Annotated in this window: 20 protein-coding genes; 14 read left to right on the top strand and 6 right to left on the bottom strand. The window is 61.2% G+C overall.

Going from position 1 to position 18,493, the window contains the following annotated elements; genetic code table 11:
- Positions 1 to 87 precede the first annotated feature (87 nt).
- Genes BLW27_RS18895 through BLW27_RS18860 form a run of 8 tightly spaced genes read left to right on the top strand, consistent with a single transcriptional unit; the run spans position 88 to position 6,166 of the window.
- Positions 88 to 798 carry a succinate dehydrogenase/fumarate reductase iron-sulfur subunit gene (locus BLW27_RS18895; RefSeq protein WP_089886049.1) on the top strand — a complete coding sequence of 237 codons (711 nt, stop codon included), beginning with the start codon at positions 88 to 90 and terminating at the stop codon, positions 796 to 798.
- A 1-nt stretch (position 799) separates the two neighbouring features.
- A complete protein-coding gene (locus BLW27_RS18890; RefSeq protein WP_089886047.1) occupies positions 800 to 1,132 on the top strand; it encodes a succinate dehydrogenase in 333 nt (110 codons plus the stop codon).
- Positions 1,129 to 1,473, top strand: a complete 345-nt coding sequence (sdhC, locus tag BLW27_RS18885) for a succinate dehydrogenase, cytochrome b556 subunit (RefSeq protein WP_089886045.1) — start codon at positions 1,129 to 1,131, stop codon at positions 1,471 to 1,473. Before BLW27_RS18890 ends, sdhC begins: the two co-directional genes overlap by 4 nt.
- On the top strand, positions 1,473 to 3,218 hold the full coding sequence (locus BLW27_RS18880; protein ID WP_245710950.1) for an L-aspartate oxidase: 1,746 nt from the start codon (positions 1,473 to 1,475) through the stop codon (positions 3,216 to 3,218). The genes sdhC and BLW27_RS18880 overlap by 1 nt, the downstream gene beginning before the upstream one ends.
- On the top strand, positions 3,215 to 4,177 hold the full coding sequence (locus BLW27_RS18875) for a fumarate hydratase (protein WP_089886041.1): 963 nt from the start codon (positions 3,215 to 3,217) through the stop codon (positions 4,175 to 4,177). Before BLW27_RS18880 ends, BLW27_RS18875 begins: the two co-directional genes overlap by 4 nt.
- A complete protein-coding gene (locus BLW27_RS18870) occupies positions 4,141 to 4,818 on the top strand; it encodes a fumarate hydratase C-terminal domain-containing protein (RefSeq protein WP_089886039.1) in 678 nt (225 codons plus the stop codon). Before BLW27_RS18875 ends, BLW27_RS18870 begins: the two co-directional genes overlap by 37 nt.
- Complete coding sequence (locus BLW27_RS18865; protein ID WP_089886037.1) at positions 4,818 to 5,831, top strand: YeiH family protein; 1,014 nt, start codon at positions 4,818 to 4,820, stop codon at positions 5,829 to 5,831. Before BLW27_RS18870 ends, BLW27_RS18865 begins: the two co-directional genes overlap by 1 nt.
- Positions 5,832 to 5,851: 20 nt before the next feature.
- Entirely contained in the window at positions 5,852 to 6,166 is a 315-nt protein-coding gene (locus BLW27_RS18860; RefSeq protein ID WP_089886035.1) for an NIPSNAP family protein, read from the top strand.
- A 1-nt stretch (position 6,167) separates the two neighbouring features.
- Here BLW27_RS18860 and BLW27_RS18855 read toward each other — a convergent pair whose 3' ends face one another.
- Together BLW27_RS18855 and BLW27_RS18850 are read right to left on the bottom strand one after the other, a co-directional pair.
- Positions 6,168 to 6,908 (bottom strand): sulfite exporter TauE/SafE family protein, encoded by a 741-nt coding sequence (locus BLW27_RS18855; RefSeq protein ID WP_089886033.1) that lies wholly within the window; start codon positions 6,906 to 6,908, stop codon positions 6,168 to 6,170.
- 1 nt (position 6,909) lies between these two features.
- Positions 6,910 to 7,809, bottom strand: a complete 900-nt coding sequence (locus BLW27_RS18850; RefSeq protein WP_342708089.1) for a LysR family transcriptional regulator — start codon at positions 7,807 to 7,809, stop codon at positions 6,910 to 6,912.
- A gap of 186 nt (positions 7,810 to 7,995) precedes the next feature.
- Here BLW27_RS18850 and BLW27_RS18845 point away from each other — a divergent pair, with 186 nt between their 5' ends.
- From BLW27_RS18845 to BLW27_RS18830, 4 genes are all read left to right on the top strand, one after another.
- Positions 7,996 to 8,979, top strand: a complete 984-nt coding sequence (locus tag BLW27_RS18845; RefSeq protein WP_089886029.1) for a Bug family tripartite tricarboxylate transporter substrate binding protein — start codon at positions 7,996 to 7,998, stop codon at positions 8,977 to 8,979.
- Positions 8,980 to 9,049: 70 nt separating this feature from the next.
- Positions 9,050 to 9,541, top strand: a complete 492-nt coding sequence (locus BLW27_RS18840) for a tripartite tricarboxylate transporter TctB family protein (protein WP_245710949.1) — start codon at positions 9,050 to 9,052, stop codon at positions 9,539 to 9,541.
- Positions 9,538 to 11,073, top strand: coding sequence for a tripartite tricarboxylate transporter permease (locus BLW27_RS18835; RefSeq protein ID WP_089886027.1), 1,536 nt, complete (start codon positions 9,538 to 9,540; stop codon positions 11,071 to 11,073). The genes BLW27_RS18840 and BLW27_RS18835 overlap by 4 nt, the downstream gene beginning before the upstream one ends.
- Positions 11,070 to 12,737 (top strand): thiamine pyrophosphate-binding protein, encoded by a 1,668-nt coding sequence (locus BLW27_RS18830; RefSeq protein WP_245710948.1) that lies wholly within the window; start codon positions 11,070 to 11,072, stop codon positions 12,735 to 12,737. Before BLW27_RS18835 ends, BLW27_RS18830 begins: the two co-directional genes overlap by 4 nt.
- Here the strand turns inward: BLW27_RS18830 and cuyB are convergent.
- Both cuyB and cuyA read right to left on the bottom strand, forming a co-directional pair.
- Positions 12,734 to 13,477, bottom strand: coding sequence for a cysteate racemase (gene cuyB, locus BLW27_RS18825; protein ID WP_342708088.1), 744 nt, complete (start codon positions 13,475 to 13,477; stop codon positions 12,734 to 12,736). The two genes, BLW27_RS18830 and cuyB, sit on opposite strands and share 4 nt — an antisense overlap.
- Positions 13,443 to 14,459 carry a D-cysteate sulfo-lyase gene (gene cuyA, locus BLW27_RS18820; protein ID WP_089886019.1) on the bottom strand — a complete coding sequence of 339 codons (1,017 nt, stop codon included), beginning with the start codon at positions 14,457 to 14,459 and terminating at the stop codon, positions 13,443 to 13,445. Before cuyA ends, cuyB begins: the two co-directional genes overlap by 35 nt.
- Positions 14,460 to 14,569: 110 nt before the next feature.
- Here cuyA and BLW27_RS18815 point away from each other — a divergent pair, with 110 nt between their 5' ends.
- Positions 14,570 to 15,454, top strand: coding sequence for a LysR family transcriptional regulator (locus BLW27_RS18815; protein WP_089886016.1), 885 nt, complete (start codon positions 14,570 to 14,572; stop codon positions 15,452 to 15,454).
- 58 nt (positions 15,455 to 15,512) lie between these two features.
- Here BLW27_RS18815 and BLW27_RS18810 read toward each other — a convergent pair whose 3' ends face one another.
- Positions 15,513 to 16,253 (bottom strand): nitroreductase family protein, encoded by a 741-nt coding sequence (locus tag BLW27_RS18810; RefSeq protein ID WP_281242776.1) that lies wholly within the window; start codon positions 16,251 to 16,253, stop codon positions 15,513 to 15,515.
- A 142-nt stretch (positions 16,254 to 16,395) separates the two neighbouring features.
- Positions 16,396 to 17,115, bottom strand: coding sequence for a sulfite exporter TauE/SafE family protein (locus BLW27_RS18805; protein ID WP_218141168.1), 720 nt, complete (start codon positions 17,113 to 17,115; stop codon positions 16,396 to 16,398).
- 986 nt (positions 17,116 to 18,101) lie between these two features.
- Here BLW27_RS18805 and BLW27_RS20940 point away from each other — a divergent pair.
- Entirely contained in the window at positions 18,102 to 18,305 is a 204-nt protein-coding gene (locus BLW27_RS20940) for a thiosulfate oxidation carrier complex protein SoxZ (RefSeq protein ID WP_143042361.1), read from the top strand.
- The last annotated feature ends 188 nt before the right edge of the window (positions 18,306 to 18,493 follow it).

The following is an 18,493-nucleotide window of genomic DNA, read 5'->3' as shown; positions in this document are numbered from 1 at the left end:
CCAGATAACGGCTAGGTTTTCCTTGTTGAAGGCGCGCGGTCCGCGTCTTGTGCGAGGAGGTGACTGGTGGCGGCTGCCCAGAAATACATGCAGGTTTCCGTTTGGCGCGGCGACGAAGCTACGGGTGCTCTCGAGGAATTCGATGTACCTGCACAGGAAAGCCAGACCATTCTCGACGTTGTTTCTTGGATTCAGCAGAACGCTGACGCAACCTTGGCTTATCGTTATGCCTGCCGCGTTGGAATGTGCGGCTCCTGCGCCATGATGGTCAACGGAAAGCCCAGGTGGACCTGCCGGACCCATGTCAAGAAGGTTCTCGGCGACAACGGCCGGCTGACGATCGAACCGCTGCGCAATCTTCCGGTGATCAAGGATTTGGCCACCGACATGACGGAGTTTTTCGACAAGTGGATTGCCGCCGAGGGAGTGTTCCACCCGACGAAGACCCGGTATGATGAAATAGAGGGCATCGATCCAGAAAGCTCGGTTCGTGTCGAGGCGAACGCCGCGATCGAATGCATCAATTGCGCGGTCTGCTACGCAGCATGCGATGTCGTCTCCGCGAACCCGGATTATTTCGGTCCCGCTGCCCTGAATCGGGCTTGGTCGCTGGTAAACGACACTCGCGATGGCGGGCAGGCGGCGCGTCTGGAAGCCGTGTCAAGCAACGGCGGTTGCCACAATTGCCACTCGCAGCAAGGATGCTCCACATTCTGCCCCAATGAATTGAACCCGACGCTGTCGATTGCCGGGTTGAAGCGTGAAACCGTGACATCCCTCTTCCGGCGGAGATCCTGACATGCTGGACCTGAGGCTCTACATGCTCCAGCGTGTGACCGCGATCGTCATGGGCCCTCTCGTGATCGGCCACATCATCCTGATCGTTTACGCGATACGGGGCGGGATATCAGCTGAGGAGATCCTTTCGAGAACGCAGGGCAGCCTGTGGTGGGGCCTGTATTACGGCACGTTCGTTCTGGCGGTTTCCGTCCACGCTGCGATAGGGCTGCGCGTGATCACGTCCGAGATGCTCGGACTACGCGGCGTCGGCCTGTCGGTCCTGACATGGGGAAGCTTCGCGGTGCTGCTCGTGATGGGCGCGCGCGCCGTTTATGCGGTGACCGCGGCATGATCCGTCCGCACCGTGCCCACCCGCTCTGGCTGGCCTTTCTTCTGCACCGCATTTCTGGGCTTGGATTGGCGCTGTTCCTGCCGGCTCACTTCTACGTCCTGTCTCTGGCGTTGACACGCCCCGCCAGTTTGGACGGCTTCCTACACTGGACCGAAAATCCACTTTTGAAGGTGTCGGAGTTCGGCCTGGTCTTTTTACTCGCCGTGCACATGTTCGGAGGCCTGAGACTACTTGCGCTTGAGTTCTTGCCCTGGTCCCCGCGCCAGAAGACCTTTGCCGCGGCCGCGGCTGTGGCTTCGGCATTCATCGCGTCGATCTTCTTTATTAGTGCGGTGGCATGATGGAACGGCATGATACGGACATACTGATCATAGGCTCTGGCGGTGCCGGGCTCTTCGCCGCACTTCATGCGCTTCAGACCGCGCCGGATCAAAAGGTCACGCTGGCCGTCAAGGGCCTCATCGGGAAATGCGGCTGCACGCGAATGGTCCAAGGCGGCTACAACGTGGCTCTCGGCCAGGGAGACTCGGTAGAGCGGCATTTCATGGACACGATCGCCGGGGGCAAATGGCTGCCGAACCAGGACATGGCGTGGAAGCTCTGCGAAACTGCCGTGACCCGGGTCCGCGAGCTGGAGAACGAGATCGGGTGCTTCTTCGATCGCAATCCTGACGGTTCGCTGCATCAGAAAGCATTCGCCGGACAGACTTTCGACCGCACGGTTCACAAGGGCGATCTCACCGGGATCGAGATCATCAGCCGCCTGATGGAGCAGATCCTGGCTCGCGACATCGAGCGTCTGGAAGAGCATCGCGCCATCGCACTGATCCCGGCAAAGGATGGCAGCGGGCTGTCGGGCGTGCTGTTCATCGACATCCGCACCGGGCTGTACCGCTTCGTTCGTGCGAAGGCGGTACTGATGGCGACCGGCGGCGGCCCGACCATGTACCGCTATCACACCCCCTCGGGCGACAAGACGATGGACGGTCTGGCGATGGCGCTCCGCGCCGGGCTGCCGTTGCGTGACATGGAGATGGTCCAGTTCCATCCGACCGGATTGCTGGGCGGCGAGGGAACCAAGATGACCGGCACGGTCCTTGAGGAAGGGCTGCGCGGTGCTGGAGGACACCTCCTGAACGGTCACGATCACCGCTTCATGTTCGATTACGATTCGAAGGGCGAGCGCGCGACCCGCGACGTCGTCAGCCGCAGCATTTATGCGGAAATGCGCAAAAACAACATTTCGCCGAATGGTGGCGTCTACATCTCGATGAGCCACCTTGGACCCGAAAACGTGCGTGCGAAATTTTCCGGAATGGTAAAGCGCTGCGCCGACAGCGGGTTCGACCTTGCCGCCGGCAAGGTCGAGGTGGTTCCGACGGCGCATTACTTCATGGGCGGCGTGATAGTCGATCCGGAGACTCGGACGCAGATGCCAGGTCTCTACGTAGCCGGGGAGGACGCCGGCGGTGCACATGGCGCGAACCGCCTTGGAGGCAACGGCGTCGCAAACTCTACCGTGTTCGGCGGCGTTGCTGGCGAGGTCATGGGAAGGGATGCGATGCGGGCGGGGGCGCTGCGCGAACCCGATGAAGTCATTCTAGCTTCCGAGGTCGATCGCGCCCAGCAACCCCTGTCCCGCAAGCCGGGTGCGATACACGAGCTGCGCCGGGAGCTGATGGACGCGATGTGGGAAGACGTCGGGGTGATGCGCACGGCCGAAGGCATGCGCCGCGGTCTGGAGCGGGTCAAGGAGGTCGGCCGGAACCTGGACGACACGGGGGTTTCCGGCGGCACGCTGGCGTTCAACCTCACCTGGCACGACTGGCTGAATTTGCGCAGCCTGGTCGACATTTCGAAAGTCATCACGCAGGCGGCGCTGTGGCGCGAGAACTCCCGCGGCGCACATTTCCGCGAAGATTTTCCGGAGCAGGGAGACTTGGAAACGTCCTACTTTACGGTTGCGCGACGCGCGGCGGACGACACCGAGGTCACGCGGCAGCCGGTGGAGTTTACCATCGTCCGTCCTGGCCAAACGCTTCTTCGAGACGACGAGGCTGAAACGACGTTGGAGGCTGTCAGATGATTCCACTCGACCTGATACAGAGGACCGCCGAGGTCCTGATGGAAAAAGCCGCGATCGAAATCCCGCAGGATTACCTCGACGGGCTGAAGGCGACCGCGGCGGTGGAGGACGGCGATCTCTCCTCCTTCGTGCTGCAGGCCATGCTCGAAAACTACGAGGCGGCCAAGGAGGACCGGCGCGCGATGTGCGGGGATACTGGCTGCCCGCGCTGGTATGTGAAGATGGGCAACGAGGCCCGACTTGAAGGTGGGCCGGTTGGGCTGGAAGCTGCACTGCGGCGTGCGACCGCCAACGCCACCAACAACATTCCGCTTCGCCCCAATCGCGTGCATCCACTGTGGCGCACTGACCACGACAACAATGTCGGCATCAACGCGCCCGAAATTGAATATGCCTTCGAGCCCGATAGCGACTGGATTGAACTGACGACCGTTCACAAGGGCGGGCTGTTCGGCACCGATTATCGCATGCTGTTTCCGAGTGACGGCATTGAAGGCATCAAGCGGTTCTACCTCGACTCCCTTGTCGCCTTTGGAAAGCGCGGCCTTGCCTGTCAGCCGGCGATCATCGGCATTGGCCTTGGCGGCTCCAAGGACACTTGCATGGTACTGGGCAAGCGTGCGGCCTGCCTGCGCACGGTGGGAGATCGGAATCCGGATCCCAAGATTGCCGCTCTCGAGGAAGAACTCAAGGAACTGGGAAACAGCATCGGCATGGGCGCGATGGGCTTCGTAGGCAAATCGATGGTCGTAGATTGCCACATCGAGGTGGGCTACTGCCACACCGGAGGCATGCAGATGAGCGTCCATGCCTTCTGCCTTTCGTCGCGGCGGGCGGTAGCCCGGCTCTATGCCAACGGGCGCGTAGAATATCGCACCGATCCGGAATGGTTCACACAGTATCAACGCCGGGAGACAGTTGAATGGAACGCCCACAGCCACCAAGAAGAATCCGCCTGAGCACAAATCCAGCCCCGGAAGCGCTTGCAGAACTGAAGCTGGGCGACGTCGTTTATCTCGACGGGGTCATCTATACCGGGCGCGAGGGCGTCTATAAGATGGCGCTGGAAGATGGGGCCGATCTACCGCTGGACCTGCCGGCGGAAAGCGCCGCCAATTTCCATTGCTCCCCAGCCGCAATGCAACGCGAAGACGGCACGTTCAACCTAGGGGCGGTCACCGCGACGGCGTCTTTCCGCTTCACGAAGTGGATCGGGAAATGGTTCGCCAAATCCGGCGCTAAGCTCATCCTGGGTAAGGGCGGCATGAGCTCGGCCGATTACAGGGCCCACTTCGTGCCGAACGGTGCGATCTACCTTACAACAGTCGGTTACGGCACAGGCGCTCTTCTGGGACGGGGGGTCAAGAAGGTGCGCGCGCTGCACTGGCGCAAGGAGCTTGGGCTGGCGCAGGCAATGTGGGTGATTGAGGTCGAGAACTTCGGCCCTTTCATTGTGGAAAGTGACCTCGAGGGGAACAGCCTGTTCGAACGTGAAAACGCGAAGACCGCTGCGAATATTGCCAAGGCTTACGAGGGAACCCGTCCAGCCGTCCTGAAGCGCTTCGGAGAAACCGATGATCGGAGCGACGAGCTCATCTGATGTCCGATATCAGCGCTCAGAGCGCCCTAAAAAGTGCACGGGGAATATTTCCCGGCTTGCTGACGGCTGTCACCGTTGCACTCGCCGCCCGGTTCCTGTCCGAACATTACGGTGCTCCGGTGATGCTGATGGCCTTGCTGCTGGGCATGGCTTTTAGCTTCCTTAGCGAGGACGACAGCGTCTGTCTCCCGGGTATAGAATTTGCGTCAAAGACGCTGCTACGCTTCGGGGTAGCGTTGCTGGGGCTGGGAATCACCGTTCAGCAGATCGCGGCGACGGGTCCGGCGGTTTTGCTGGTAACGGTCTCAGGGGTCGCCTTCACGATCGGCTCCGGCCTCGCCATTGCGTGGCTCCTTGGCCGGCGGGCTGCGTTTGGGATGCTGGCGGGAGGGGCGGTCGCGATTTGCGGCGCCTCGGCGGCCTTGGCCATCGCTTCGGTCCTTCCACGTGACTCCACACTCGAGCGCGACACGGTTTTCACAGTTATCGCTGTCACAGCGATGAGCACGCTGGCGATGATCCTCTACCCGATCATCGCCGCAGCACTGGAACTGTCCGATCTTGCGACCGGCGTCTTCCTCGGGGCCACTATTCATGACGTGGCCCAGGTTGTAGGCGCTGGCTACAGCGTCTCCGACGACGTCGGCGACACGGCCACCTTCGTAAAGCTGCTTCGCGTCGCACTTCTGGTGCCGCTTGTGGTGATCTTGTCGATGGTGTTTGCACGCCAGACCGAGACGCCGGGTGGGCGCCGCTTGCCCTTTCCGTTTTTCGTCATCGGCTTTTCCGCGCTCGTCGTCGTTGGGTCGTACGGAGTGGTGCCCGAGGCGACGAAGGCATGGCTGCTGTCGTTCTCGAAGTGGTGTTTGACAGCGGCGATCGTGGCACTCGGAATGAAGACTTCGCTCAAGCGCCTCGGGGATGTCGGAGGCGGCGCGATCGTGATGATCGTGGCACTGACTGCGGGACTGGCCGCGCTGGCTTTGCTGCTGGTGAAAATGACGGCTCTCTAAGCAACATCAGGAGAACACACATGTTCGTGGACGAACGAATTTACACACTGCATGCGGGCCAAGTGCCCGCTTTCCTCAAGCTATACGAAGCAGAGGGAATGGAGGTTCAGCTGCGAATTCTGGGCAAGATGGTTGGCTACTACTTTACCGATTTTGGTCCGCTGAACCAGATCGTGCACATGTGGGGTTATGACTCTCTCGACGACCGTTACGAACGGCGAAAGCAACTGCAGGCGTCGGAGGAGTGGCAGAACTACGCCAGGCAGATGCGTCCAATGGTGTCCAAAGTGGAAAACAAGCTTCTGGTCCCGGCACCGTTCTTTGAGGTGAAATAACTCAAGCCACCATCTCGCGGATCATCAGGACGATGCCGGAGGTAAAAAGAAGTGCGATCAGGAGCTTGCGGAACTTGTCGTCCTCCAGCCTCTTAAAGACCATGATGCCGACTTGCGCGCTTGCGAGCGTGACCGGCAGAGCCACCCCGATCGCAATCAACACCTTCATATCGTACGCGCCCTTCAGGGCCAGCAAGAGCGCGGAGATACCGAGGATGATGACGTTGAAGGGCTGCAGGATAGCTCGTTGCTGGTGCTTTGTCCAAGCACGCAGCGAACACCACATGGTCGGCAGAGCGCCCGAAAGACCTGCTGCAGCGCCGAGGACGCCTCCGAGGAATCCAACGGCCATGTCCAGCACCGGGGTCGGCCGCAGGAGGTTCGGCAGTTCCCTGCGGAATGTAAAGAACCCGCCGTAGAGGATCAGGAAAGCCGCGACGACCTTCTTCAGAAAACCGGGATCCACCGTCGCCAACAGCTGAATGCCCACCGGAACGCCTAACAGCGCCGGCAGCAGGAAGCGTCCGAGGTTCGGCCAGTGGATGGCCCCGCGGACGAGCACGACTCCTTGTACGCCGCTGATCACTGACATCGCCAGAGCAATCGCGACGGCCTCGACTGGCGGCATAATTTGCAGCCACCAGCCGAGTGCCAAAAGGGCGGTGCCGAAGCCGGCCAGGCCGTTGATGAAGCCGCCGGATAAGGCACCCAGGAAGAGGAAAACTAAGAAATCCGGCGTCATTTCAATTCGGTTTGCCAAATTGATGGACCGGTGAGAACGAGCCGACCGTTACAGCGCGCTGAAGTCTCTCGTGAAGCGCCTCGAATACCCGAACCTTGACGCTGTCCGCGCGCGAAACCAGACTAAGTTGCCGCGTTGGTGCCGAAGGACCAAGCGAAATCCATCTGACGGGAAGTGGATTCGGCGCAGAAACGCAGCTGCGGGGAACGATCGAAACGCCGAGGTTCGCGAGGACCATGCTGCCGATCGACTCGAGATTTCCCAGCTCCATGCTCTCGCTGACCTTGATGCCATGTTTCTGCAGCCAATCCTCGATGATGCCGCCGACGATCGCCTGACGAGAGTAGCGTATGAACGGATTGGTCTCGAGCAGGTAGACCGGGTCCTCGCTCTCGGACTCCACGGAGGCCAGAAGGACGAGCGGTTCGACTGCGATGTCTCTCCAGGCATGTTTGGCCTGCACCACATGAGGGCGCGTCACGATCGCCGCATCGAGTGCGCCCCGCTCCACTTGAGAGATGAGATCGGTGGCAAGCCCGGGAACCACTCTGACATGAAGATCGGCATGCTCCCGCTTCAGCATCCCCACTGACGAGGGAACAAGACCCGTCAGCGTCGTCGGCACAGCTCCCAAGGTCAACTCCCCGTTCAACCAGTCTCCACAGGTTACCGAAGGCACGAGATTGTCGTAGGCATGGACGACCTCTCGCGCTTTTGCCACGATGGCAGCGCCTAGCGACGTGAGCTCGGGGGTCCGCTTCGATCGGTCGAACAGCGCCAGATTCCACTCCTCTTCCAGAGCCTTCATCTGCTGACTAACGGCCGCATGGGTGATGAAGACGGAATCCGCAGCGGCGCTGAACGTGCCATGTTCGGCCACCGCAATGAGGGTCTTCAGCATCCGTATCGTCATGGTGGACGCCCCGGTTTTTCGTAAGGATAGCTTACTGTAAGAGTAAACAGAATTGCGTATCATTAACCAATTCTAATGCTTAGCCTTTGTCAAGTGACCCACTGCCTCATCTGTCCTCGTTACTCGAGAGGGGGCGCCAGAGAGGCATTGGTGTCCACAACAGGGAGGAACAAGATGAAATTCAACGTAACAGGTGCGTTCGGCGCAACCGTACTAGCACTCGTCGGCTCGGCGGCGCTGGCGGATTATCCTGAACGGCAAATTGACATGATCATCCCGTATGGGCCGGGTGGGGCAACAGATATCTCGGCACGGGCTATCGCGGAGCCGCTTTCCACGGCCGTCGGCCGTCCGCTGATCATGACCAATCGCGCGGGTGCGGGCGGTGCAATCGGTTCGGTCGCAGTCCAGAATGCCGCGCCAGACGGATACAAGATGCTGTTTGCGCGAGTTGGTTCGCACACGGTGAGCCCCGCGATGAAAGAGACGCTGCCTTACGGGCTGGAGGACTTCCGTTTCGTTGGCGTCTACGAGATCAATCCTGTCGCATGCGCGGTTGCTGCCAATTCCGACATCCAGTCGATGGACGACCTCGTGGCCAAGATCGAGGCGGAGCCGGGATCGGTCAGGTTCAGCTCGTCTGGCGTAGGCACACTCCTGCACATCGCCGGCGCGATGGTGCTGTCGGAGTTCGGTGTCGAGAACCCGTTGGAGGACGCCGTTCATATTCCACTCGGCGGCGGTGGCGAGGCCGCGACGGCGGTACTCAACGGTACGGCGACGTTCGTATGCACCAACACGTCGGCACTCGCGAACTTCGTCGCCAACGGGCAGCTCAGGCCGCTGATGGTCACCACGGCTGAACCTGTCGAAGGGTTCGATGCGCCAACATCTGCCGATCTGGGCAAGCCAGCGCTGGAGCAGCTGGTCGGCTGGACCGGCATTGCGGGCCCGGCTGACCTACCAGACGACATTGCGGATGCCTGGGCGGGCTGGCTCGGCGAGGCCGTGCAGAATGACAAGTTCCGTGATCAGATGGAAACGATGGGCTCCGTCATCCGGCTGATGCCTCCGGAAGAGTCCCAGGAGTTCATCAACAACCAGTATGAAGTCTTCCGGAATTTGGTGGAAGAGCTGGATATGCGCGTCGAGGGCTGATCCGCTCGTGACATAACGAAGACGTGCCGGGGGCTACTCCGGCGCGTTCTCTGGCAGAAAGGCTTCTTTCGTGAACTATAGCAGAACTGAGGTGGGAATAGGCGCGGCGGCAATCTTGGTTGGCGTCTTTCTGTTGCTCGTGGGAATCCCTTACGGCATCACCTCGCCAAGTAATGTGTCACGGGTCGTCCTGTCGCCGGTCTTTTGGCCGTCCATCCTCGCGGGCTTGATGGTGCTGATCGGCCTCGGCCTGATCGCCTCCTCTGTGGCATTGAAACCGGCGCCGCCGCCAGAGGCGGCACCGATCCCGGCGGAACGCGGCAGCTGGGCAAGACTAGCGGCAATGGCAGTGCTGATGGTGCTTTACCTGTTCGCGATCCCCCGGATCGGGATGGTCTGGGCATCAATTCCCGCGTTTATTGCGGTGGGCCTTCTGGTGCGGACCCAGCACCGGGTGATTTCGGTCGTCGCGGCGATCTGCGTGCCGCTAGTCCTCTACGCGTTCTTCGTCCATGTCGCGGGAGTCTCGATCCCGCAAGGCCACTATGTGAGGTTGCCGTGAGTTTTGCCGACAACGTCCTGGCGGGATTGGCGCTGGTTGCCAACCTCGAGAGCATCCTCGCACTCGCAGTAGGAATATGCGTCGGCGTGGTGGCCGGCGCCATACCGGGTCTCTCGGCAACGATGGCAGTGGCGCTCACGCTGCCTTTCACCTTTGCCCTGGCGCCGCTGACCGGCATCCTGCTTCTTTTGGGGGTCTACAAGGGCGGCATCTTCGGCGGGTCCATCCCCGCCATTCTGATCAAGACGCCGGGCACCCCTGCCTCGAGTGCGACGATCCTCGACGGTGCGCCGATGGCTGCGCAGGGCAAGGCGGGCAAGGCGCTGGGAATGGCGCTTTATGCCTCCTGCACCGCCGACCTGATCTCCAACCTGTCATTGATCCTGTTCGCGGGCTGGCTGGCTTCCTTCGCGCTGAACTTTGGACCTCCGGAATTCTTCACGCTTATGGTATTCTCGCTCACGATCATCGCCGGCGTCTCCGGCGAGAGCTTGATGAAGGGGGTTCTCGCCGCGATTCTGGGTCTGTTCCTCGCCACAATCGGACTGGATCTGGTCTACGGCACGGATCGCTTCGTCCTGGGCGAGCCAAACCTGATGGGCGGCCTGAACTTCATTGCCGTTCTCATCGGGCTCTTCGCCATCCCGGAGATCCTTACGATGATCTTTCTTCCGCGTGAGGCCGGAGGCCAGAAACGCGAGCTGGGCGGGAACTGGGTGACCTTTGCGGAATACAAGTCCTGCTTCCGCACCATTGTCCGCGGCAGCTTCATCGGGGTGCTGCTTGGCAGCATTCCTGGCATCGGTGCCGCGCCAGCCGCCTTTCTCTCCTACAGCGAGGCCCGAAGGAATTCGCCGAACAAGGAAAATTTTGGTAAGGGCGAGATGGAGGGCGTTGCAGCCTCCGAGGCGGGCAACAACGGCGTCGCAGGCGCCACACTGATTCCGCTTCTCGCCCTAGGGATCCCGGGCGACGTCATCACAGCGATTATCATCGGCGCCTTTATGATCCACGGATTGCAGCCCGGACCGATGATGTTCGTGTCAAACGTCGACCTCATCTACGGGCTGCTGATCGGGCTTGTGATGTCTTCGGTGATCCTCTTGGGCGTGGGCTCTGTCGCGATACGGGCATTCCGCTTCGTTGCGGATATCCCGCGCGGCGTCCTGTTCCCCGGCGTTCTGATTCTGTGTGTTTACGGAGGCTATGCCGTCAACAACAGTGTCTTTGACGTAGGGGTGATGTTCGCGATGGGCTGGGTGGGCTTCATGATGCTGCGCTTCGGGATCCCCGCCGCACCATTCTTGATTGCCTTCATTCTGGGACCGTTGCTTGAGAACAACTTTCGCCAGGCGATGCTGATGTCGGACGGATCACCCGGCATTCTGTTCCGGGGACCGATCACATGGTTCTTCTGGGCGCTGACGTTAATCACGATCACTACCGTCATCCGCAGCGGGTTGAAGGCCCGCGCAGCGCGGCGAAAGCTCCATGGTTCCGATTTCGCGAACCATCGCCGCGGAACACCATGAAGCTCAGAGGCGCTGCGAAGCCATTCTCGCGCACCTTCAAGGTAAAAAAGACATCGAGAGGTAAGAACATGAGGGGCGCCGATCTCCTGGTCGAACTGCTGGCGCGCAACGGCGTGCGACGGATCTACAGCCTTTCCGGCAACCAGATCATGCCGATATACGATGCCTGTATCGATGCGGACATCGAGATCGTCCATACCCGCCACGAGGCCGCGGCAGTTTTCATGGCGGAATCCTGGGCGCAGCTGACCGGCGAGATCGGCGTTGCGCTGGTCACTGCCGCACCGGGTTTCGGCAACGCCGTTGGCCCGCTCTTCTCTGCGCGATCTTCGGAAAGCCCGGTCCTGCTGATCTCGGGCGACGCGCCGAACGGCCTGGACGGGCGCGGGGCGTTTCAAGAGCTCGATCAGACCTCGATCAGCACCACTTTGGTCAAGGCCGCGTTCCGACCCGTAACTCTCGAAAACCTTGCCCGAGATACGTTGCAGGCGATCTCGATCGCGACGACCGGCCGGCCCGGCCCGGTACATCTCGCAATACCGTTCGACGTCGTCCAGCAACGCGGCGATATGGCTCTGCCGGAGGGATCTCCGCCATCCTCCTTCGAGCCGCGCGCGCAAGATGTCGCGGCCATTCTCAAGGGTCTCGCAACCGCGGCACGGCCACTGATCCTGACAGGTCCTGCGCTGAATAGTACCCGGGCTGGTGGTCTGCTGGATGCTCTCGCCGAGGCATTCACCGTTCCAGTGCTGGATCTGGAGAGTCCGCGCGGGCTTAAGGATCCTTCGATTGGCACCGTGTCGCGTCTTCTTCCCGAGGCGGATCTGGTACTGTGCCTCGGAAAGACCGTCGACTTCACGTTGGCCTTCGGGGCAGCGCCCGATTGGTCGAGTGACTGTTCATGGGTCGTCGTGGATGCCGAGGAGCATGCACGCGAACTGGCCGCGCGCAACCTTGGAACGCGTCTGGCGCAGAGCGTGGCGGCCTCTCCGCGCAGCCTGATTCGGGCACTCCTCGAGGCGCCCGCGCCTGAACCTCGGCGCGCCGACTGGCGCGTCAGGATCGTCGCGGCAGCTGCGAAACGCCCGCACGAGGTGCCGGCGGGCAAGGAAATCACCTCTGCCACGCTTTGTACCGCAGTTCAGCGGCAGGTGGAGGCTACGGAAACGTCCGTGGTGATCTGCGACGGCGGCGAGTTCGGTCAGTGGGCCCAGGCTCTCGTGCGGGGGGACGCGCGTGTGATTAACGGCCCTTCAGGTGCGATCGGCGGCGCGCTCTGCTACGCGCTGGCGGCAAAGCAGGCACGGCCCGAAGCGTCGGTTGTAGCCTTGATGGGCGACGGCACGGTGGGATTTCACTTTGCCGAGTTCGAAACGGCAGCACGCACGGGCGTCGCCTTCGTGGTAGTAATCGGGAACGACGAGCGCTGGAACGCGGAACATCTGATCCAGATTCGCGAGTATGGACCGGATCGGACCGTCGGCTGCACGTTGAGCGGCGCGCGCTACGATCTGGCGGCGGAAGCGCTCGGCTGTCACGGTGCCTATGTCACGGATCCCGATGAACTCGACGATGCGCTTGCGCAGGCATTCCAATCGGGCAGGCCCGCCTGCGTGAATGTCGCGATTAAGGGCCTTCCTGCGCCTGCCGGGGAGGGCCATTAGCCGGAGGACCGGGCGAAATCGCAGATCGCCCCAACCAGAAGATCCAGGGTGTCGAGGACCTGAGCCCGGGGCGCCAGGTCGATTCCCAGGAGCGAAAACTCGGTGCAGGCGACAAGCTGCACCTGAGCGCCGCGATCGCGCAGTTCGACCGAGGCGGCAAGCAAGGCTTCACGCGCCGTCTCGTTCGCGCCACGGGCCTTGATGCTTCTAATCGCGCGCAGCAGAGCAGCTTCGTCATCGGGGTAGATCGCCTTGCGCTCGCGCTGCGCAAGTGCGCGATCGAGGATCCCGGTGATCCGCACTGCGGGCGACGCCAGAACGCCGATCAGATCGCCCGCAGCGGCGGCGTTGTCCGCCTGCGCTGCGGCCAACTCGACCATGTTGAGGAACGGAATGTGGACGCTCTCGGCGAGCACGGGCGCATAGTGGTGCGCCGTATTGCACGGCATTGCCAGCGCTTCGGCGCCCGCCTCCTCAAGACGCCGTGCCATTGCGATCAGCACCGGCGCCGGGTCGGCGCCGGTCCCCTCGATCAGCGCCGCAATGCGCGAGGGGACCTGTGGGTTCTGATCGACGAGCAGTGGAACATGGTCGGCATCGTCATGCGCTGACGTGGCTGCGATGATGCGCTGCATCAGGAGGACAGTCGCCTCGGGACCCATTCCGCCCAAAATTCCGATTGTACGCAGCTGTGCCTCCCTGGTGTCAGCTTGCCTTGTCTTCCGCGAACGGGAAGGCAAAGTCGTAGCCGAAGAGCGCGGCCGATCCGCCCGTGTGCAGAAAGACGACGCGCTCGTCCTTGCTAAAGTGGCCCTTGCGGATGAGGTCGATGAGACCTGCGGCGCCCTTCGCAGAATAGACCGGGTCCAGCAGGATCCCCTCGAGCTGGGCAAACATCCGGATAGCCTCGATGCCGCTTTCGGTGGGTACCCCGTAGCCGTCCCCGACGTAGTCGGTGTTCGCCACGACATCCTCCCGAGCGACGACGCCGGCACAGCCAAGCTTTTCCGCCGTGGCGAGGGCGAGACTGAAAACGTTCTCTTCCTGCTTTTGCTTCGGTGCTCGGACACCAACGCCGAGTATGGGGATCTGGGCATTGATCGCGTTCATGCCGACCACCAGACCGGCCTGGGTTCCCGCGCTGCCGGTCGCGTGAACCAGGTGGTCGATAACTAGCCCCCGGTCGTTGGCCTGAGACACCAGTTCGAGGGCGCAGTTGACATAGCCCAGTGCTCCCGTCGGGTTGGAGCCCCCCCCGGGGATCGTGTAGACGTTCCTGCCTTCGGCCCGAAACATCTCGGCCGCCGTTTCGAGTTCCGCGTTCATGTCTAGGCCGGCCTCCCGGCGCTCGGTGCTGGCACCGTGCAGCCGATCCAGCAGGACATTGCCGTTGGCGTTGTAGTTTCGATCCTTGCTCCCGGTGCGCTCCTCCAGCAGGAGATGACAGTCGAGCCCCAGTTTTGCGGCGAAGGCGGCAGTCTGGCGAGCGTGGTTGGATTGAACCGCACCCTGCGTCATGACCATGTCCGCGCCCTGTCGTTCGGCCTCCGCCATCAGGAACTCGAGCTTGCGCGTCTTGTTGCCGCCGGTGGACATGCCGGTACAGTCGTCGCGCTTGATCCAGATGTCTGGTCCTCCCAGCTCTTTCGACAAACGATCCAGCCGTTCGAGCGGCGTAGGGAGATGAGCAAGGAAAAGGCGCGGGAAGCGGGCAAGATGCATTGGATGTCTCCTTCTGAGACTTGCATAAAGCATTAATGCGGATAGCGGAAGCCATGCTAAATCGCTAAAAATTCGCGATAACATGCAATTTGCGCAAGTTAGGAAACCTCATGCGACTCGAGTGGCTGGAAGACCTGCTGGCTGTCATAGAGACTGGCTCATTCAGTGTTGCCGCTCATCGGCGAATACTGACGCAGTCCGCCTTCTCGCGCCGCATGCAGATGCTCGAAGGCTATCTCGGCGCAGAGATATTCGATCGCAGCCGCAAGCCGATCCGCGTGAACGAGGCAACCTTGGCCCAGACAGATCGGATTCGGAGCCTTGTTCATGATCTGCGCATGCTGGCGCATGACCTGAAACAGCACGAGCGAACCTTGCACCGCCGCATCAGCATCGCCTGTCAGCACTCGATCATAGCCACTGCCGGATCGCGCCTGGCGAAGGATCTACTGGCACGGCAAGATCTAACGGTGCGATTGCACTCCGCAAACTTCGACGAGTGCCTCGGGTTGTTGCTTACCAACCAGACGGAACTGGTGCTTGTCCATCTCGCAAGCACGATCCCGCTACCCGCTCGCCCAGATTTCTTCGAGATCCTGCCGTTGAAGCAGGATCATTTTGTGCCGGTGGCGAATGCGGCGGTGGCGCAGCTTGTCGGCACGGGCTCCGTCCCGCACATTGCCTATCCCGGCGACATTTTCCTCGGCAGGCTGTTCGACCGGGAAATCTCGTCTCGCGTTAATCCCGCCATCACGCTGACGGCGCAGGTGGAGACCGCCCTTACCCTGGCTGCGCTCCAGATGGCGGAAGAGGGGCTGGGGGTGGTCTGGGCGCCGCTCTCCCTGTGCAGGACCGCAATCGCGCAGGGCCGGCTGCTGAACCTGTCGGACCGGTTGCCGCAATGTCCGATGGAGCTGATGGCGATCCGACTTTCGGGCTCCAAGACCGCACTCGAAGACGAGGTGTGGTCGATCCTGCCGGAAATCCGGCTGTAGGCAATTCGGCCCGGGCGTTCCGACCTGCTCCGCCGCAAGAGCCGTCGTTCGCAGGACTTCACTCCAGCGAGAACCCCCTGTCGCGTACGAAGCGCCCGAAATCAGCGCGCTCCGGGCGTGCGTACTGCCGCGACTTGTCCTCGGACCAGGTATAGGGGCCGGATGGGTCGCCAAACGCGTCGACGCCGCGAATCTTTGCGTAGGGTTGGCGCTCGCTGCGCTGCTGATCGTAAGTCTCCACCTGGTCTCGCAGATCATGCTCCGAAAATCGATCGACATGGACCGTCGCCCGCAGGGGGAGGCGCATCGCCGGCTCGGCATCGGGGGCTTCGGGCCATCCCAACGCAAGTCCAGCAACCGGATAGACGTGCTCTGGCAGGCCCAGCAGATCGCTCACGGCCGCGGCGCAATTGCGCACGGTGCTGACCGGGCAGCATCCCAGCCCGATCGCTTCGGCTGCCGTGACGAAGGCCGACAACGCTATTCCCGCATCGACCGCCGTGTTGAAGAATGCGTCCAGATGGTCGTTGACGAACGGGTGCCTGCGCCATTTATGGATTTGCCTCTGACGCCGGTTGTTGCCGCAGAAGATCAGGAACGACGGCGCCTGAGCGACCCAGTCCTGTTCAGTCAGGGCGTTTAGTTTGGTGCGAAGGTCGCTGTCTCGAATGATGATGATATCCCGCTGCTGCAGATCGCTTTTGGTCGGTGAAGCGAGCGCCACCGCACAGAGAAGCTCCAGGACGGCCTGATCCACGCCCTCGCTTCGGAAGCTACGACAGGAGGTACGAGCAACCATTCGCGCAAGAGTATGCCGCCCCTGTGGTGGCAGGTTGGGAATGGGGCCGTCACCGAACCGGAGTGCCATGGATCGTCGGAAAGTTTCAGTCTGTGCGTCAGTCATCTTGTTCCATCCCTTCTCGTGCCGAACCGGCGTTGGCTCAGAAGAACGTGCGGCGCAGAAGATTCAGCCCCAAGGCGGCGAAGACCGTCAGCAGGACGATACGAAATCCCTCCGGCGAAACGCGCCGCCGCAACAGCTCCCCAACGGTGAAGCCGACGATCGACGGAACGATCATAAGAGCCGAGGCCAGCGAAAGTGAGCCGGTCAGAAGTCCTTGCTGGGCATAGCCTACGCAGAGCGGGATACTCCCGACGAGTATCAACAGCCCAGAGGCGCGCATAAACTCGTCCTTGTCGATGCCTCGTGATGCGAGATAGATAAGAATGGGAGGCGCCCAGACGGCCGAAAGTCCGCCAAAGACCGCCGCCGTCGCTGCGGCCGCAATCTGGCAGAGCGTGTCGTGGCGCATGGGCAGAGGCGGCACCAGCGAAAGACCATTCACCACGACGAACACGAGAATGATGATTCCGAGCGCGCCCTGCATGATGCTTTCGTTCACTGCGGCCGCGAATGCCGTCACCGGCCAGACGCCCACGGCCAGGACGACGACGAACCACTTATAGGTCTTCATGGTGAGGGCGATCCTGCCGCCGCGGAAAACCTGCCAGGCGTTGGAGGTGATCATCGGGAACATAACAAGAGCGATGCTCGTGCGTGCATCAACGAACTGGGACATCACACCGACAGCCATCGCGGGGAGACCTATGCCGACGATACCCTTGACCGTGCCGGCTGCCAGAAACACGATCGATGCCAAGAGCATCAGTTCTACACTGACTTGGATGGCTGATCCTCCCGAGCCAAACCACTCCGCCTCGCCTCCGGCTTTGCACCAGCTATCGCGTGTTGTGCAGAGAGTTGTCTACCGCTTGCCTGATGGTCCTGCGGACAGCTAATTCATCCACAAGAGTTGGCCATACGACGAAAAGAAGTGCCACTAGGCACAATGGGCCGAGCCAGAGCCCCGTAGCAAAGACGAGGCCAACGGCACCCATCAGGACGAGTAGCCAAAGGGGAATTGATACATCAGAATCGTTTTCTCTCGGCCGGTGCACTGTCGCCATCAACTCCCATCCGGTGCCTTTCGGAGAAATCCTGAGTTCAGTGCGCCTAGGCTCGCCCTCCCTCAACAACGTTACCTGGCAAGTCGTTGCTACACCGAGTGGACCGCCCGGGTTCGCTAGTTCCCGGGCCACCCGCGCCAGGAAGGATTCTGGCGCAACTCCTGCGGGCGGTGCCTTTATCCGCCGCCGATAAACGATGCTCGGAGAGGTCATCCCGGGCGCCGGCCTGGCTGGCGTACGCCGATCAACACCATCGAACTGGCCATGACAGCGTCAGTGCGCCTGCTACCAAAATCGCTTCTCCGGGAAGTGCGGAAAGCTACCGCCTTATTCGTCTTACAATGGTGGTGCACAAAGTGGCCTCCGTCGATGCGTTCGGTATGCCGAATATCTGGTTTAGACCGTGTTACAGTCACCGCATGAACCGAATCTTGAGTTACGGACAAAAGCTAAGACAGCTTGACGCGCGGCAAGTTCAAGCTGCTATATGCCGCCCTTGAAGGCAATCCCCTAGGCGAGCTCGGGCAGCCGATTGGCACCTGTCGAGATCTCGCCATTTTCGCCGGAGCTGCAACATCATGTTTGCTTACCAGCAAGATAGGGGATTTGTCGCAACCCAGTTCAGAATGTGCCCCGTGTACAATGACTTGGCCTATAATGCTTATTATAGGCTTCTCGCTTGTTCATCGAGGCACATCCAAAACTGGGTCAAACGAATCCCTTACCTGCCGGGTTTCGCACCGGCCCTGGCGGCAGGCTCGTGCCGCGCAACATCATCCACTCCTTGCGGTGCCTTTACCTCGGCGAAGAAGTCTTTGCCGCCGAGCTTTTTCCGGCCGTCACGGCAAATCCGGGTCGTGTCGCGAAGGTGGTTGAAGTTTAAGGGCGGCGTAATCTCCGGGTGAGTCAAACCACCTGACCGGCGGCAGCAACCGCCAGGGAGATCACGCCATGACGAAGATTACAGATACGTCGATGTGAACTGGCCCCCGTTTCGACCGGACACTCGGGCATAACCATGGAGGCTTAGGCATATGCCTAAGCACGTGCTTATGTCTGACTATGAGATCA

The organism is Citreimonas salinaria, assembly GCF_900107235.1.
In the GTDB taxonomy this organism is placed as follows: Bacteria; Pseudomonadota; Alphaproteobacteria; order Rhodobacterales; family Rhodobacteraceae; genus Citreimonas; species Citreimonas salinaria.
Note: the sequence above shows the minus strand (reverse complement) of the source record. Positions and strands in the feature narration are given on the sequence as shown.